Origin of the sequence: Vibrio sp. 2-Bac 85 (assembly GCF_037546705.1) — a bacterium.
Lineage (GTDB): Bacteria > Pseudomonadota > Gammaproteobacteria > Enterobacterales > Psychromonadaceae > Psychromonas.
Genome location: NZ_JALAAB010000006.1, coordinates 181,196 through 198,300 on the forward strand (window position 1 = coordinate 181,196; position 17,105 = coordinate 198,300).

Annotated in this window: 18 protein-coding genes; 10 read left to right on the top strand and 8 right to left on the bottom strand. The window is 38.3% G+C overall.

Features of this window, described 5'->3' with window-relative positions; all coding sequences use genetic code 11:
- The first annotated feature begins 28 nt into the window (after positions 1-28).
- From MT390_RS08960 to MT390_RS09005, 10 genes are all read left to right on the top strand, one after another.
- The gene (locus tag MT390_RS08960; protein WP_028869191.1) at positions 29-250 is read left to right on the top strand and encodes a hypothetical protein; all 222 of its coding nucleotides are present in this window, start codon (positions 29-31) and stop codon (positions 248-250) included.
- Positions 247-717, top strand: coding sequence for a copper chaperone PCu(A)C (locus MT390_RS08965; protein WP_499440713.1), 471 nt, complete (start codon positions 247-249; stop codon positions 715-717). The genes MT390_RS08960 and MT390_RS08965 overlap by 4 nt, the downstream gene beginning before the upstream one ends.
- 28 nt (positions 718-745) lie before the next feature.
- A complete protein-coding gene (locus MT390_RS08970) occupies positions 746-1,363 on the top strand; it encodes a TIGR04219 family outer membrane beta-barrel protein (protein ID WP_166372511.1) in 618 nt (205 codons plus the stop codon).
- A 245-nt stretch (positions 1,364-1,608) separates the two neighbouring features.
- The gene (gene curA, locus MT390_RS08975) at positions 1,609-2,646 is read left to right on the top strand and encodes an NADPH-dependent curcumin/dihydrocurcumin reductase (RefSeq protein WP_299668057.1); all 1,038 of its coding nucleotides are present in this window, start codon (positions 1,609-1,611) and stop codon (positions 2,644-2,646) included.
- Positions 2,647-2,658: 12 nt separating this feature from the next.
- Positions 2,659-3,285: a glutathione S-transferase family protein gene (locus MT390_RS08980; RefSeq protein ID WP_499440715.1), complete on the top strand. Its 627-nt coding sequence runs from the start codon at positions 2,659-2,661 to the stop codon at positions 3,283-3,285.
- A gap of 398 nt (positions 3,286-3,683) precedes the next feature.
- Complete coding sequence (locus MT390_RS08985; protein WP_166372377.1) at positions 3,684-5,480, top strand: assimilatory sulfite reductase (NADPH) flavoprotein subunit; 1,797 nt, start codon at positions 3,684-3,686, stop codon at positions 5,478-5,480.
- Positions 5,480-7,171: an assimilatory sulfite reductase (NADPH) hemoprotein subunit gene (gene cysI / locus MT390_RS08990; protein WP_166372378.1), complete on the top strand. Its 1,692-nt coding sequence runs from the start codon at positions 5,480-5,482 to the stop codon at positions 7,169-7,171. The genes MT390_RS08985 and cysI overlap by 1 nt, the downstream gene beginning before the upstream one ends.
- Positions 7,164-7,928 carry a phosphoadenylyl-sulfate reductase gene (locus MT390_RS08995; protein WP_499440717.1) on the top strand — a complete coding sequence of 255 codons (765 nt, stop codon included), beginning with the start codon at positions 7,164-7,166 and terminating at the stop codon, positions 7,926-7,928. Before cysI ends, MT390_RS08995 begins: the two co-directional genes overlap by 8 nt.
- A 118-nt stretch (positions 7,929-8,046) precedes the next feature.
- Positions 8,047-8,670 (top strand): tetratricopeptide repeat protein, encoded by a 624-nt coding sequence (locus tag MT390_RS09000; RefSeq protein WP_166372380.1) that lies wholly within the window; start codon positions 8,047-8,049, stop codon positions 8,668-8,670.
- Positions 8,671-9,609: 939 nt separating this feature from the next.
- Entirely contained in the window at positions 9,610-10,212 is a 603-nt protein-coding gene (locus tag MT390_RS09005; protein WP_166372381.1) for a CCXG family PEP-CTERM protein, read from the top strand.
- A gap of 573 nt (positions 10,213-10,785) precedes the next feature.
- Here the strand turns inward: MT390_RS09005 and tuf are convergent.
- The 8 genes from tuf to MT390_RS09045 all read right to left on the bottom strand — a co-directional run bounded on the left by tuf (position 10,786) and on the right by MT390_RS09045 (position 16,812).
- Positions 10,786-11,970, bottom strand: coding sequence for an elongation factor Tu (gene tuf / locus MT390_RS09010; RefSeq protein WP_025565705.1), 1,185 nt, complete (start codon positions 11,968-11,970; stop codon positions 10,786-10,788).
- Positions 11,971-12,044: 74 nt separating this feature from the next.
- The gene (fusA, locus tag MT390_RS09015) at positions 12,045-14,141 is read right to left on the bottom strand and encodes an elongation factor G (protein WP_166372382.1); all 2,097 of its coding nucleotides are present in this window, start codon (positions 14,139-14,141) and stop codon (positions 12,045-12,047) included.
- 77 nt (positions 14,142-14,218) lie between these two features.
- Entirely contained in the window at positions 14,219-14,689 is a 471-nt protein-coding gene (gene rpsG / locus MT390_RS09020; RefSeq protein ID WP_025565708.1) for a 30S ribosomal protein S7, read from the bottom strand.
- Positions 14,690-14,773: 84 nt separating this feature from the next.
- Positions 14,774-15,148 carry a 30S ribosomal protein S12 gene (gene rpsL, locus MT390_RS09025; RefSeq protein ID WP_028869203.1) on the bottom strand — a complete coding sequence of 125 codons (375 nt, stop codon included), beginning with the start codon at positions 15,146-15,148 and terminating at the stop codon, positions 14,774-14,776.
- Between the two features lie 204 nt (positions 15,149-15,352).
- Positions 15,353-15,643, bottom strand: coding sequence for a sulfurtransferase complex subunit TusB (tusB, locus tag MT390_RS09030; protein WP_499440721.1), 291 nt, complete (start codon positions 15,641-15,643; stop codon positions 15,353-15,355).
- Entirely contained in the window at positions 15,644-16,003 is a 360-nt protein-coding gene (gene tusC, locus MT390_RS09035) for a sulfurtransferase complex subunit TusC (RefSeq protein ID WP_166372384.1), read from the bottom strand.
- A gap of 9 nt (positions 16,004-16,012) precedes the next feature.
- On the bottom strand, positions 16,013-16,417 hold the full coding sequence (gene tusD / locus MT390_RS09040; RefSeq protein ID WP_299668706.1) for a sulfurtransferase complex subunit TusD: 405 nt from the start codon (positions 16,415-16,417) through the stop codon (positions 16,013-16,015).
- Between the two features lie 8 nt (positions 16,418-16,425).
- The gene (locus MT390_RS09045; protein ID WP_166372386.1) at positions 16,426-16,812 is read right to left on the bottom strand and encodes a RidA family protein; all 387 of its coding nucleotides are present in this window, start codon (positions 16,810-16,812) and stop codon (positions 16,426-16,428) included.
- Positions 16,813-17,105 lie beyond the last annotated feature (293 nt).

Below are 17,105 nucleotides of genomic sequence, written 5' to 3' on the forward strand. Positions count from 1 at the left end.
TTGCATTTTTTATTTATAGGAGAATAAAATGTTCGAACTGCTCGCGCTGTTAATGTCAGCATTTGTGCTTTTTATGTTTGGTGTATCGATACTAAGTTTGATGGTTATAGCGGGCATTATGATTGCTAGCTTTATTGTACTGGGTGCCCTTTCCTTCCTATTAAAATTTGGTATTTGGATTTTACTCGCCTACCTCATCTATTATTATTTCTTTCAATATAAAAACAACAAAGACAAGGACGAACTATGAAACGCTTATTACTGCTCGCTTGCGCCTGTTTATTATCCATCAATAGCTTTGCCAGTGATTTAACAGTTAGCGATCAATATATAAGAGCAACACCCCCACATGCCAAAAATAGTGTCTCTTTTTTAACAATTACTAATCATACCAATACCAATATTAAATTAGTTGGTGCTAGCAGTGATATTGCAAAACGTGTTGAATTACATAATCATATTAAAGAAGATGGCATGATGAAAATGCGCCAAGTTGAAGCGGTGCAAATAACGGCGAATAGCAGCACGTCATTACAACCAGGTGGTTACCATATTATGTTTTTAGGACTAAATAATAATTTAACCGAAGGCCAATCCGTTAAAGTTACACTCTATTTTGATAACGGAAATGAATTAAACATTGATGCTCCCGTTAAAAAAATCAATAGCCATAAAAAACAAGGTTCGACAGAAATGTCACACCAAGCGCATCACTAAAACTTAATATAAAAAGGAAGTTAGATCCATGAAAAAACAGGCTTTAGCCGCTGTTATAGCAGCAACAATCAGTATGCCATCAACGGCTGATTTTTTAGGTGTTTATGCTGGTCTTGATTACGCTAGCAACGAAACAAGTTTTAGTAATTCAAATGGTTCAGAAGATGACAATAACCTGTCTGGTTATGTTGCATTTGAACACTTCATTCCACTAGTACCGAATGTTAAATTAAAATATTCAGATTTAAGCAATAGCGATTTAAATAATAATGATAGTTCAGCAATGAACGCAATTTTATATTATGAAGTGCTAGATAATGACTTAGTTGAAATTGATTTAGGTTTAGCATACACCGATACAGAAAGCTTTAATCATGATGCTTCAATTGCACAAGCTTACGGCGCTGCGAAAGTACATGTACCAGGTGTTAGCATGCATGCTTTTGCTGAAGTAATCGGTGGTTCACTTACAGATGATGATGCGTTAGATGCGCAGATTGGCTTAGCTTATACCTTCAACCCTGATTCTTATTTATTAAACGTCGCTGTGCGTGCCGGTTACCGAGTTCAGGAGTTAGAATTTGATAATGTAGCAGGTACACAAGAAGTTGACGGTTTATTTGCAGGTGTAGAAGTCCACTTCTAACTCATCTAAAAAATATTAAATATAAAGGCCACAAATATTTCTATATTTGTGGCTTTTTTTTGTAAAACAGCTTCTGAAATATTCAATTTTATAAACTTTTTCATATCTGATATAGCTAATTAACATCTGCTTGTATAAAGTAATAATGCTTAAGTTTCATAAAATTTATTACGCTTAATTCAAGCCAAAAACTTAAATTAAGCGTAGTGTGGTCATCTCCAGTTAAATATTCATAAGGAAGACTCATGACAGTTCAATCTCATCAAAATCATCGTATCGTTTTAGCTTCTCGCCCTATTGGCGCTCCTACTCAGAACAACTTTCGCCTTGAAGTAGCCGAGAAACCAACACCTGCACAAGGTGAAGTTCTACTGCGCACTATTTATCTTTCATTAGACCCTTATATGAGAGGCCGAATGAGTGATGCCAAGTCTTATGCTGAGCCTGTCGACATCGATCAAGTCATGGTTGGCGGTACAGTTTGTCAAGTGGAACTATCTAACAACTCAGACTTTGAAGTCGGGGAATGGGTAGTTGCGTACACTGGATGGCAAGAGTATGCAGTATCCGACGGTGAAGGATTACTTAAATTAGGTAAAGAGCCTAGCTCACCATCTTATGCGCTTGGTATTATGGGCATGCCCGGTTTTACTGCATATATGGGCTTATTAGATATTGGCGCACCTAAGTCTGGCGAAACTATTGTTGTTGCCGCTGCAACGGGCCCAGTTGGCGCAACCGTTGGCCAGATTGGTAAAATTAAAGGCTGTCATGTAGTTGGTATTGCAGGTGGTGAAGATAAATGTCGACACGCGGTAGAAGAGCTTGGATTTGACCAATGTATTGACCATAAGGCTGCTGATTTTAAAGAACAATTAGCTAAAGCATGTCATAAAGGTATTGATGTTTATTATGAAAATGTTGGCGGCAAAGTGTTTGATGCCGTATTACCGTTACTAAATACCAGTGCGAGGATCCCTTTATGTGGTTTAGTTTCTCAATACAATGCAACGTCATTACCTGAAGGGCCAGATCGTTTATCACTGCTTATGGGAACCTTGTTAGTTAAACGCATTAAGATGCAGGGATTTATAATTTTTGATGACTATGCACATCGATATGATGAATTTGCAGCCGATATGAGCCAATGGTTAACTGAAGGTAAAATAAAATATAAAGAACAAATAATAGAAGGATTGGATAATACTGTTGATGCCTTCGCTGGTCTACTTGAAGGTAAGAACTTCGGTAAACTAGTTATTAAAGTAAACCAACCTCTATAATGTAGGAATATCATGATTAAATTACACCATTTAAATAAATCACGTTCTAAACGTATTATTTGGTTATTAGAAGAGCTTAATATCAAATATGAGATTGTTCCTTATTTACGCGATAGCGTTACTTTCCTTGCTCCACCAGAGCTTAAATCGATTCATCCATTGGGTAAATCACCGGTAATTGAAGACGATGGTTTGATCATCGCAGAGTCTGGTGCTATCACGGAATACCTAATTGATAAATACGGAGATAAGCAATTCGCCCCAGTGCGAGGTAGCAAAGAATATGTTGAATATTCCCAGTGGTTACACTTTGCTGAAAGCTCTGCAATTTTACCATTATTACTTAAAATGTTTGTTGCAAAAGATGGCTGTAAAACTAATTTCTTAGGAGATTATGCAGATATTGAGACAGCAAAAGTGATTCAGTTTTTTGACCAGTCTTTACAAGGAAAACGCTATTTAGTTTCAGAGCAACTAACTGGAGCAGATATCATTATGTCATTTATAGCTGAGCTAGTACAAAATAATGGTGAACTAGATAAGTATAAAAATATAGCAACTTATTTAGAACAGCTTGCAACACACCCCGCTTTTATACGAGCTAACGAAATAGAATTAAAAGCTGAAGCAAAGGTCTAGTTTTTTACTAATATCAGTTTGTTGATGAAACTTTACTGAATTGATCAAAATACAGCCGTCTATGGGCCCGAGAACAGTTAATTATTTAAGTGGGCAAGTATTGTACTTAGTGCAACTTTAAAACATAGATGGCTGTTGTTTACCTCGAGCCTAATAATATGAAAAATATTTATCTTTTTGTTAAACCTGCATAATAAAAATCAACGATCTGAAAATAAAGTAACTTAGATGATGAAATCAGCTACCTAAATAAATACACGCCCATTATAAATGATAATAATTATTAACCTCAATTTTTAAATGCTATTTAGTTATAAAAGAGTAACTTTTGTTCTTTTGTGCTAATCATAAGCTGGCGTAAACTTCGTTTATCTTAATGTAATAGCGGAAATTACTTCATGGCACTTAACAATTTATCGGCTTTAACATCGCCTTTATCAGAGTCTCAACTGGCTCAATTGCAACAAGCGACAGCAGGCTTAGATGCAGTACAAACTGCATGGGTTAGTGGTTATTTGGCCGGCGTAAGCCAAGGTCCAGTAACATCGGCAGCACTTGCACAAAGCGCAGGTCAAAGTTTAACTATCTTAATCGGTTCACAAACTGGTAACGCTAAAGGCGTCGCACAAGAGTTAGCTGAACAAGCAACAGCTAAAGGTATTCCTAATAAGTTAGTCTCAATGGCTGATTACAAAGTTAAAGCAATCAAAGATGAAAGCCATGTAATTGTTGTTGCAAGTACCAACGGCGAAGGTGAAGCACCTGATGACGCGATTGATCTTCACGCATTTCTAGCGTCTAAAAAAGCCCCTAAGCTAGAAGGTTTAAAATTTGCTGTATTAGGCTTAGGTGACTCAAGCTATGAGTTTTTCTGCCAAACTGGTAAAGATTTTGAACAACGCTTACAAGCGTTAGGTGGCGAAATCATTACTGAACGTTTAGATGCAGATGTAGATTATCAAGAAGTCACACAAGCTTGGTTCGATAAAGCACTAACAGCTGTTGAAGCAACACTTGAAAAAGCCGGCACCTCAACAACCGCAGCGGTTGCAACTGGCACTATCGTGACTGAGAATAAATATAATAAACAAGCGCCTTTCAGTGCAAGTTTATTAACAAGTCAAAAAATTACTGGAACAGAATCCGCTAAAGATGTGCGTCATATTGAAATTGATTTAGCTGGATCTGATTTGCACTACACTGCCGGTGATGCACTGGGTGTGTGGTTTAAAAATGATCAACAAATGGTTGATGAGCTGATTAATAAATTAGGCTTAGATGCAGCTAAAGAAGTGACCTTAGGCGATAAAACGTTATCACTAAAAGATGCTTTAATTGAAGAGTTTGAATTAACGGGTACACATCCGGCTTTTGTAGAAGGTTATGCAACATTAACTGAAAATAAACAATTACTTGAACTAGCCGAAGATAAAAATGCATGCCGTGATTTTGCCAACAACAATCAAATTGTTGATGTGGTGACAGCAGAAGGTAATGAAAATGTGACAGCAGAAAACTTCATTGCTTTATTACGTCGCAGCAGCCCACGTTTATACTCGATAGCTTCTAGCCAAACAGAAGTTGAAGACGAAGTGCACTTAACAGTTGGTGCGGTTGTGTTTGAAAATGAAGCAGGACAGCAACGTGGAGGCAGTGCTTCTACTTTCTTGTCGCACCGTTTACAGGAAGGTGAAGAAGTAAAAGTCTTTATTGAAGACAATCATAACTTCCGTTTGCCTGCAGACCCAGCAACACCGATTATAATGGTGGGTCCAGGTACTGGTATCGCCCCTTTCCGTGCATTTATGCAAGAGCGAGAAGCAAGTGATGCAAGCGGTAAAAACTGGTTATTATTTGGCGACCAAACCTTTAACGAAGATTTCCTATATCAAGTTGAATGGCAATCATATTTAAAATCAGGTTTATTAACTAAATTAGACCTTGCTTTCTCTCGTGATCAAGCACAAAAAATCTATGTACAAGATCGCTTACAAGAAAATGCTAAAGAGGTCTTTGAGTGGTTACAAAATGGTGCTCATTTCTACGTTTGTGGTGATGCAAATCGCATGGCCAAAGATGTACAAAGCACATTAATCGATATTATTAGCAAACAAGGCAAATTAAGCCTTGAAGATGCAGAAGAATATTTAACAGAATTACGCCAAGCAAAACGCTACCAAAGGGATGTTTACTAATGACTCAGAAATTACACGACAACGAACGCATTAAAATTCAAAGTAATTTTCTTCGCGGTAACTTAGTAGAGGGAATCAACGATACAACAACAGGTTCATTCCACCCTGATGAAGTACAGCTGGTTAAATTCCATGGTTTATACCAACAGGATAACCGTGATCGCCGCGCTGAGCGTAAGCAACAAAAACTTGAGCCGCTGTACTCGTTCTTATTACGAGCACGCCTTCCTGGTGGTGTTGTAACGCCTGAGCAATGGTTAGAGATTGACCGTATTGCAGAAGAGTTAACTGATGCAGGTAGTATTCGTATTACTACCCGTCAAACTTTCCAATACCACGGTATTTTTAAACGTAACTTAAAATCAGTATTCCAAGAGCTTAAATTCAAAGCGAATATTGACTCTATCTTTACTGCTGGTGATGTTAACCGTAATACTATTTGTACCTCTAACCCTGAGCAGTCTGAGTTACATACAGAAGTGTATGAGTTATCTAAAAAACTCAGTGAACACTTTTTACCAAAATCAAATGCTTACGCAGAGATTTGGTTAGACGGTGAAAAAGTATTAGATACCGAGGAAGAAGAGCCAATTTATCACAATGTATTCTTACCTCGTAAATTTAAAATTGCAGTGGCATTACCGCCATACAATGATGTTGATATCCATGGTAATGACCTTAACTTCATCGCGATTATTGAAGATAACAAGATCACTGGTTACAACGTAGTGGTTGGTGCGGGTTTAGGTATGACTCACGGCGATAAAACAACATTCCCACGTTTGGGTGATGACTTTGGTTTTATCCCTGTTGATAAAGTGATGGAAGTTGCAGAAGCTGTGGTGACAACACAACGTGACCTTGGTGGTCGTGTTAGTCGTTCACATGCTCGTACTAAATACACATTAGAAACACACGGTATCGAGACCTTCAAACAAGAAGTTGAGAAACGCGCAGGTATCACTTTTGCATCACCAGGTGCTTATGAATTTACAGAGCGCGGCGACCGTATTGGTTGGGTAAAAGGAATTGATAACAAATGGCACTTAACTGTATTCATTGAAAATGGCCGTATTCTAGACTTTGATGGTAAACCATTAAAATCAGGCCTAGTGAAGATTGCTAAAGTACACCAAGGTACTTTCCGCATGACAGCTAACCAAAACTTAGTGATTGCAAGTATTCCGGAATCAGAAAAAGACAACATTGAAAAACTAGCCCGTGAATGTGGTTTGATTGACGATGGAACTAGCGCACAACGTCTTGATTCAATGGCATGTGTTTCATTACCAACCTGCCCGCTAGCGATGGCTGAAGCGGAGCGATACTTACCAGGTTTAACCGATGATGTTGAAGGTTTATTAGCAAAACATAATATTCCTAAAGAACACATTATTTTACGCATTACAGGTTGCCCTAATGGTTGTGGCCGAGCAATGTTGGCTGAAATTGGTTTAGTAGGTAAAGCACCAGGTCGTTATAACCTGCACTTAGGTGGTAATAGAATTGGTACGCGTATTCCTAAAATGTACGCTGAAAATATTGATGAAGAAACAATCGTCAATACATTAGATGAATTAATTGGCCGCTGGGCAATAGAACGTAATCAAGATGAAGATTTTGGTGATTTTGTTATTCGCGCCGGCATTATTTCTGAAGTAGTTGTTGCGGCTAGGGATTTCTATGCCTAACACCTTAGTTCTAGACCATCTATTAACGCTTTCTAAAGCAGAGCAGACCGTTGCTCTTGCTGGGGTAAATACGTTATTAGAAACAATGACAGCATCACAGCGAGTTCAATGGGCTGTCGATAATCTAGAAAGTGAATTTGTTTTATCATCAAGCTTTGGGATCCAAGCAGCCGTGTGTTTACACTTAATCACGACGGTGAAAGCAGATACCCCGATTATTTTGACGGATACAGGATACTTATTTCCTGAGACCTATCAATTTATTGATGATTTAACAAAACAACTTAACTTAAACCTAAAAATTTACAGTGCAGAGCACAGCCCTGCATGGCAAGAAACCCGCTATGGTAAATTATGGGATCAAGGCGTAGATGGTTTAACTAAGTACAATTTGATCAATAAAGTTGAGCCAATGAAACGTGCATTGAAAGAATTAAATGCTAAAACATGGTTCTCTGGTTTACGTCGTTCACAATCATCAAGTCGTGAAGACTTGCCGGTTTTAAGTATTCAAAATAACTGCTTTAAATTTTTACCAATTATCGATTGGAGTAATAAAGAAGTACATTATTACCTAGAAGAGAACGGCTTAAGTTATCACCCACTATGGGAACAAGGTTATGTATCTGTGGGGGATGTACAGACATCACGCCCCCTTGAATTAGGGATGAGTGAAGAAGAAACTCGCTTCTTTGGCTTAAAGCGGGAGTGTGGGTTGCACGAAGACCCTATTGAAGAACAAGGTAGTGGTATTTAACAAAATTTCATCTACTCTTTAAGTTTAAAAAAAGCCTCTCATTTTAATAGAGGCTTTTTTTTACTTAAGAAAACGCACGATCTGCCGATAGCATAATTATCAAGATGAAGGATTTATTATGAAAAAGTTGATACCCACCCTATTAATATTAACGTTATTAAGCAGTGTTAAAGCAAATGCAAATACCTTTGAAACGATACAGCTATACACGCAGGACGAACTCAATGTATTAATTAAGAACAATCAACACTTACAGCGAGTTAAGGCCGATGAGTGCCAATTACTTCAAGATATAAAAGCACATGCGGAAAAAGTGCAAGAACCCTCATATGTGTATTTATGGGGTGATATGTTGGCATGGGGCGTCTGCACAGAGCGAGATGTAGAGTTAGGCATGCACTACATCAAAGAATCCGCACAACAGGGTTTACTAGCGGCTATCGAGCAATTAGGGCGATATTACAATAAAGGTATCTTAGTTACACAAGACAAAGACAGAGCGTTAAGATATTTTCGAGAAGCGGCACTGCAAGGTCATTTAGGCGCGCAAATGAATTACATCACTTTATTAAACCAAGGTTATGGAAGTCCTTATGATTTTGAGGATGCTTATCGTGCTTTATATAATAGCGTTATTGCTAACCCGACAAAAAAGAAACAAGCTAACAGTTTATTAGCAGCCTTAGGAAAAAAGATGCCTGAGTTTGCATTAAAAAAAGCACGTCGTGAATACAACAATTAAGCAATATTTGATAAGATAATCGACTTTCATTAATACAGTTTCTAGTTAATATAGCCTTTAGGTAAGACAACCTCTTATTAACGAAATACAAACAGCCTATACCCACGACCATTCAAATATAATGTTGAGACGAACTTTCAAGAAATACAACAATGCGCCTATTCAGTAATTTGAATAAGGCGCAATCAATCATGTTTAGCGATTAATGACTCGCCTCGTCGACTAAATATAAAATAGACTGATAAGGGATACCACTATGGTGAGATAGCCCTATTTTACAAGTGCGGCTATTACTAAAACCACGAGTACAATGTCCAGGAGCAATAATGTCAAAGCCTGCTTTTTGATCAACGCCTCACTAATATCTGACATTGTAGACTTACTTTATTGCACTATTGTAAGATTTGTATATTAAGGTAAATCGACCGTTTTTTATTCATTTAACCTACGCGACTCGAACTTTGTGGACGATGTGTTTTAAAAGTTGCCACTTTAGGGGCATATTAATAGATAACAGCGAGTATATTAAATTCCTTATATTCTCCATTATTCAGTTTATGAAGTGAATAGTAGCGTTAATGTATTCCCTTCAGAAGTAAGATAATCGATAACAGCTTTAGTTAGTCGAAAATCTTTACATTAAAAATAAATGATGATGAACAATAAAACATATTATTATTAACAAATAGAAACATATATGAAAAACCCCACCTTATCAAGAAAAATTCAACTTAAAATCATATATTTAAAGATATAAAACAGTTTATTTTTACCATTCACAGATATATAGTCGAAATAATTTACATCAATATTCTTCAATATTTAAATAACAATTAAACATATGATTTTAATGACATTATTAAAAATAATTTTATGGTACTGAACTTGCTTATACTTAATTGTAGATACCTATTTGTAAATATAAACAAGGAAGATAATATGAATATAACTAAATTAGTAGTAAGTGCCGTACTTGCTACAACAATGTCACTATCAGCTAACGCTACATTAATGACAATAGAGACTAAAGCCATCACAACAACAATCGACAGTAATGATTTAAATAGCTCATGGGCTGCTGAAACCTCATCAACGCTAACAAACACAGTTAATGCATTTGAACAATATCAAACAGGTCAAAATTCTATTAACCGATTTTCACTAGAATTTACTACTGAAAATGCTGCAACCTGGGGATTCCAAGCTGGTCTAGATGCTCATTATGGAGCGGCTATTTATGTAAATGGAAGTTTAGTTGAAAATAGAACAGATGATTTATGGTGGGCTAATTCATGGTCAAACTCTGACGTTATCACAGCCAGCGCTATCGACATTGTAGCAGGCAATAACCTATTAGAAATATATTGGGCTGAAGCTTGTTGTAATGGTGCTAATTCGATTAGATTTAACGCCGATGGTACAAACTGGGAAACATTAACTACAGCTAACATTACAACGGCAATACCTGAGCCAGCAGCCTTAGCATTACTAGGTTTTGGATTATTAGGCTTTAGCTTACGTCGTAATAAAAAAGCATCATGAAATAACAGGGAGATAAAGTACAATCATCTTCCCAAATACAATCCGGTGCAGCTGTGCATCGGAGCTTCTATCAAAACACTTCTATAATATCTATTTAGCTATATCACAACCTATCAATACAAGCCGCTATCAGCCACATAGCAATAGTAAACGACCCTATGATTACTTGCTTTAGTAAAAGAAGTTATAACTCTTTACAGAAGCTATCAGTATCATAAAACACCTAAGCTCTCTTTTTTGAATATTACTTATCTAAAACGTATAATTATAAATTACGCGATGATAATAGAAACAAAACCAGAGCCTGTTTGTACTTCGATATAATGCCACCTTCACGAATAGCGAAATGCCCAAACCTTAATCCATTTTTCTGAATATTATTTAACTAAAACGTAGCAATGATATTAGGAACAACACCAGTAACAACACCAGCACCTACCTGAACTTGGATTAGCGCCACCTTTACGGGTAGCGAAACGCGCAAACCTTAATCCACTTTTCTACAGGCATAAAAAAAGACAGCCTAAGCTGTCTTTTTTGAATATTATTTAACTAAAAACGTGTAATTATAAATTACGCGATGATAGTAGAAACAACACCAGCACCTACAGTACGGCCACCTTCACGGATAGCGAAACGTAGACCTTCGTCCATAGCGATTGGACCAATTAGTTCAACAACGAACTTAAGGTTGTCACCAGGCATTACCATTTCTACACCTTCAGGAAGCTCAACAGCACCTGTGATGTCAGTTGTACGGAAGTAGAACTGTGGACGGTAACCTTTGAAGAATGGAGTATGACGGCCACCTTCATCTTTACTTAGTACGTATACTTCAGATTCGAACTTAGTATGTGGTTTGATTGAACCAGGTTTAGCTAGAACTTGACCACGTTCAACGTCTTCACGTTTAGTACCACGTAGAAGAACACCAACGTTCTCACCAGCACGACCTTCGTCAAGCAGTTTACGGAACATTTCAACACCAGTACAAGTAGTAGTAACTGTGTCTTTAAGACCAACGATTTCTACAGACTCACCAACTTTGATGATACCGCGCTCAACACGACCAGTAACAACAGTACCACGACCAGCAATTGAGAATACATCTTCAATTGGTAGGATGAATGGTTTGTCAATATCACGCTCTGGAAGAGGGATATAAGTATCTAGTGCATCAGCAAGTTCAAGGATTTTTTCTTCCCATTCAGCTTCGCCTTCAAGAGCTTTAAGCGCTGAACCAAGGATAACTGGTAGGTCATCACCTGGGAAATCATATTCAGAAAGAAGTTCACGAACTTCCATTTCTACTAATTCTAGTAGCTCTTCATCATCAACCATGTCACATTTGTTTAAGAAAACAACTAAGTGTGGAACACCAACTTGACGAGAAAGTAGGATGTGCTCACGAGTTTGTGGCATAGGACCATCTGTTGCAGCAACAACTAAGATACCACCATCCATTTGAGCAGCACCAGTGATCATGTTTTTAACATAATCGGCATGTCCAGGACAGTCTACGTGTGCGTAGTGACGAGTTTCTGTATCGTATTCGATGTGAGAAGTATTGATTGTAATACCGCGCTCACGCTCTTCTGGAGCATTATCGATTGCAGAGAAATCACGAATGTCGCCACCGAATTTCTTAGTTAATACAGCAGAGATTGCAGCTGTTAAAGTAGTTTTACCATGGTCAACGTGGCCAATTGTACCTACGTTTACATGTGGTTTATTACGTTCAAATTTTTCTTTAGACACAGTGTGTACCTTCTTTATCAGTAAATACCTCTCCACATGCCATCACATGGAAAGGCGTTAGTTTAATTTATTTTTTATTTCGCTTCAATAATTGCGTTAGCAATTTTTTTAGGCGCATCGGCATATTCTAAAAATTCCATTGAATAAGATGCACGACCTTGTGTTGCTGAACGTACTGCGGTTGCATAACCGAACATTTCAGACAGCGGTACTTTAGCATGAACGATCTTAACACCACCTGGGCCATCGTCCATTCCTTCAATAATACCACGACGACTATTAAGGTCGCCAACAACAGTGCCCATCCAATCTTCAGGAGTAGTTACTTCCACTTTCATCACGGGTTCAAGTATAGTTGCATCAGCTTTTAATGCACCATCTCTAAAACCCATCATGCCAGCAATTTTAAATGCCATTTCGCTAGAGTCAACCTCATGGTATGTACCATGAAGTAAAGTAACTCGAACGTCAAGCATTGGGTAACCTGCTAACACACCTTGGTTCATTTGTTCTTCACAGCCTTTGCTTACCGCTGGAATGTATTCTTTTGGAATCTCATTACCAGTAATTTGGTTTACAAACTCAAAGCCAGAGCCCGCTGCAAGCGGTTCTAGTTTTAATTGGACATGACCATAATGGCTAGGTCCTTCACCCTGACGAATAAACTTACCTTCGACTTCAACCGTTTTACGGATTGTTTCACGGTATGCTACTTGTGGATTACCCACGTTACAGTTCACAGAAAACTCACGACGCATACGGTCAACAATGATATCAAGGTGAAGTTCACCCATACCAGAGATCAGTATTTGTCCAGACTCTTCATTGGTTTCAACACGAAATGAAGGGTCTTCGGCAGATAGTTTTTCAAGTGCTAGTGTTAGCTTATCTTGGTCAACCTTGGTTTTAGGTTCAACCGCGATCTGAATAACCGGTTCAGGGAAATCCATACGCTCAAGAATAATATTCTGTCCAACAACACAAAGCGTGTCCCCCGTAGTGACGTCTTTAAGACCGATCGCAGCGGCGATATCACCGGCACGAACCTCTTTGACTTCCTTACGTTCGTTAGCATGCATCTGTACGATACGTCCTAAACGCTCTTTTTTGCCTTTAATAGGAATAAATACTTGTTCACCAGACTTAACTACGCCTGAGTACACGCGCATAAAGGTTAACGTTCCCACGAATGGGTCAGTCGCTACTTTAAACGCAAGTGCAGCAAATGGTGCTTCATCTGTCGCAGGACATTCTATCTCTTGGTCATTATGTCCGTTGATAGCTTTAATCGCTTCAACTTCGACCGGAGAAGGTAAATAATCAATAACCGCATCTAACACTGCTTGCACACCTTTATTTTTAAAGGCGCTACCACAGGTCGCTAATACGATTTCATTATTTAACGTACGAATACGTAATCCTGCTTTAACTTCTTCTTCTGAAAGTACACCTTCTTCGAGGTATTTTTCCATCAGTTCATCATTTGCTTCTGCAGCTGTTTCTACTAGTTCCTCGTGCAAAGCTTGCGCGTGCTCTAGTAGGTCAGCAGGAATGTCATAATATTCAAATGTCATTCCTTGATCTGCATCGTTCCAATTAATCGCTTTCATTTTAATGAGGTCGATAACACCGCGAAACTCATCTTCTGTTCCAATATTCAAATGAATAGGAACACAGGTTGCGCCTAAGCGATTTCGAATTTGCTCAAGTACAGATTCAAAATCAGCACCGGTGCGGTCCATCTTGTTAACAAATACAATACGCGGAACGTGGTATTTGTTAGCTTGGCGCCACACAGTTTCTGATTGAGGTTCTACACCTGACGAGCCACAAAATACAACTACAGCACCATCCAATACACGTAAAGAACGTTCAACTTCAATAGTGAAATCTACGTGTCCAGGGGTATCAATGATATTAATGCGGTGTTGCTCATACTGGTTTTGCATGCCCTGCCAGAAAGTAGTAGTCGCAGCGGATGTGATAGTAATACCACGTTCCTGCTCCTGCTCCATCCAGTCCATTGTTGCTGCGCCGTCGTGAACTTCACCAATTCGGTGAGATACGCCAGTGTAGAACAACACACGCTCTGTAGTAGTAGTTTTACCTGCATCGACATGAGCCACAATACCGATATTACGGTAGCGCTCAATAGGAGTTGTACGTGACAATGCAATGTCCTTTTTAAATAAAGCTTTGTGCAAATAGAAACGAAAAAGCACAAGCAAAAGCCTGTGCTAAGAATTTTCTACCAACGGTAGTGAGCAAACGCTTTGTTTGCATCAGCCATACGGTGAACGTCTTCACGTTTCTTAACCGCTGAACCTTTGTTATCTGCTGCATCTACTAGCTCACCAGCTAGACGTAATGCCATTGATTTTTCACCACGCTTACGAGAAGCTTCAACTAACCAACGCATTGCTAACGCATTACGACGAGAAGGACGAACTTCTACAGGAACTTGGTATGTTGAACCACCAACACGACGAGATTTAACTTCGACGCTTGGGCGGATGTTTTCTAATGAAACTTCAAAAAGTTCCATTGGGTCTTTGCCGCTTTTTTCAGCAGCAGTTGCTAATGCACCGTAAACGATTTTTTCAGCAATAGATTTTTTTCCGTCAACCATTACTACGTTAACGAATTTTGTTAGAACTTCTGATCCAAACTTAGGATCTGGTAGTACTTTACGAGTAGCTACGACGCGTCTTCTTGGCATCTTATTATCTCCGTGCGCTTCAGGATTTTACCCAAAACATATTAAAATTAAATAGTGTTTGTTTGGCCTTACTTACGGAAAGTATTAAGATTTAGGCTTTTTAGCACCGTACTTAGAACGACCGTTACGACGTGCAGAAACACCTGAAGTATCAAGTGCACCACGAATTGTATGGTAACGAACACCCGGTAAATCTTTTACACGACCGCCGCGGATCAAGATTACACTATGCTCTTGCAAGTTATGGCCTTCACCACCGATGTACGAAGTTACTTCGAAACCGTTAGTTAGACGTACACGAGCAACTTTACGCATTGCCGAGTTAGGTTTTTTTGGTGTAGTTGTATATACACGAGTACATACACCACGTTTTTGTGGACACGCTTCTAGCGCAGGAACGTTAGTTTTTTGAACTTTGTCCTTACGCGGTTTGCGTACCAATTGTGAAATTGTTGCCATTGTTAAATAGCTCCTAATGTGTGTGTGAAAAATCAAGCCCTAAAGATTAGGGTCGCAAGAGTTTACGCTGAATAGAAAGGCGAGTCAATAAATAGACAATTGTGTTTTTGTTCACAAAACAAGAAAAGTAAGATGAGGTGGTTCGTTATGTTTAATTTAATGATTTAAAAGTGAAATGGGACCATCTACTCTGTAGATGGAGTCTTACCAAGCCAACTGACTTTGACAACGAATACTTAACGCAACAAACTCTGCATAGCTAACAACCTGTCCCATATTTGCTTTTAATCCACGAGCCTGTAAATCGACGTCTAAAACAAACAAACGCTTACTTTGATCTAGCTGTAGTAGCTGTAAGTGCTGATCCGTTGTTGCAGTAACGGCTGAGACTGCATCATTAAGTAATAACAAAAGATCTTTACCACCCAATTGCCTAACACAATCTTTCAGCGCAAAGCTATTAAAAGGAGATCCACTAACAGTGTGTAATATCATCTAAAAACTCATTAATTGGTGTTGTAGCTGAAGATGTTCATTAATTTCTTCTGTATTTAGCAGTGTTGTTTTAATAACTAATTGGTCTACTGAAATGTTTCGCTCAACGAGTGATTGTTGGCAAACATAAACATTTTCTACATCATAAAGTTCAAGCATTTGTAACATCGGCTGAAAATCTTTTTGCAAAATAAGATCTGCTTGATGTTTTGCTAATAATTGATAAACGCCATCACCTATAAAAAATACACTTAAGGATTCGTTAAAAGCAGAAATCGCCAAGGTTAAATCTAATGCCTCACGAGCAGTACTTGAACCATGGGGAGCTTGTCGATTTATGATGCCAATCTTCTTTTCCATGTTCATGCCCTAAAACTGTATCAATCGGTCACAACTAGCAGATAACTCAGCTAATTGACCTAACCCGCTGAGTAAAAAAGGGGGTTTAAGATTGTAATGCTGTAAACCTAATTGTGCAGCCTCTTGCTCATTAACGATACCGCGCCGTAATGATGCCGATACACAAACTTCAAGTGCAAACTTGTATTGAGTCGCTAAAGCAGCCCAGCGATCAGGTATATTAACCTCATCGCTGGCAGGGTTAATTAAATCATTGGCTGTTAGTACACCATCTAAGTAGAAAAAAACACCACATATTTTATGCCCAGCAGCTAATACTGCCTCGCAAAACTGTAAGGCAGATGCGGTATTTTGACTGCTAGCAGGATTACCCGTCACTAACAAAGAAAATTTAACAACCCCTGATTCAGACATACTAAGCCTTAAGCCGTGTACGCAATTGCTTCAACTTCAACCAACACGTCTTTTGGCAAACGAGCTACTTCAACACATGAACGAGCAGGTGCTAATTCAGCAAAGTATTTACCATAAACTTCATTGAAAGCAGCAAAGTCATTCATATCTTTAATGAAACAAGTCGTTTTAACGACAGTTTGTGCTGTTGCACCAGCGGCTTCTAATACTGCCAATAAGTTTTTCATTACTTGTTCAGTTTGCTCTGCAACACCACCTTCTACAATCTCCATTGATTTTGGATCCAATGGGATTTGACCAGAAGTAAAGATCATGTTGCCTAGTTGATTAGCTTGAGAATATGGACCAATTGCTGATGGAGATTGTTCTGTACTAATAATTTTTTTAGTTGTCATTTAATGCTTATCCTAATCAGTTAATTTCGAGCCTGTATATTGAAGTAGAAGCAAAATAAAAACAATGCGAAATGATAAAAAATTAAACTCGTACAAATAAAAGCCCAACAAAAATATTAACCCTTAAAACACCAAAATAACCACGAAGCGCTGCGCTACACGAAGAGCACGAAGGAAAAACGATAAGTTAGTCAAAAAAATCCACACTTCTTATCTGTCATTAAGTGTTTTTGACTTAACCTTCTTTACCCTTCGTGTCTTCGTGGTAAATCGCTTTTGACTTAAAACACCAA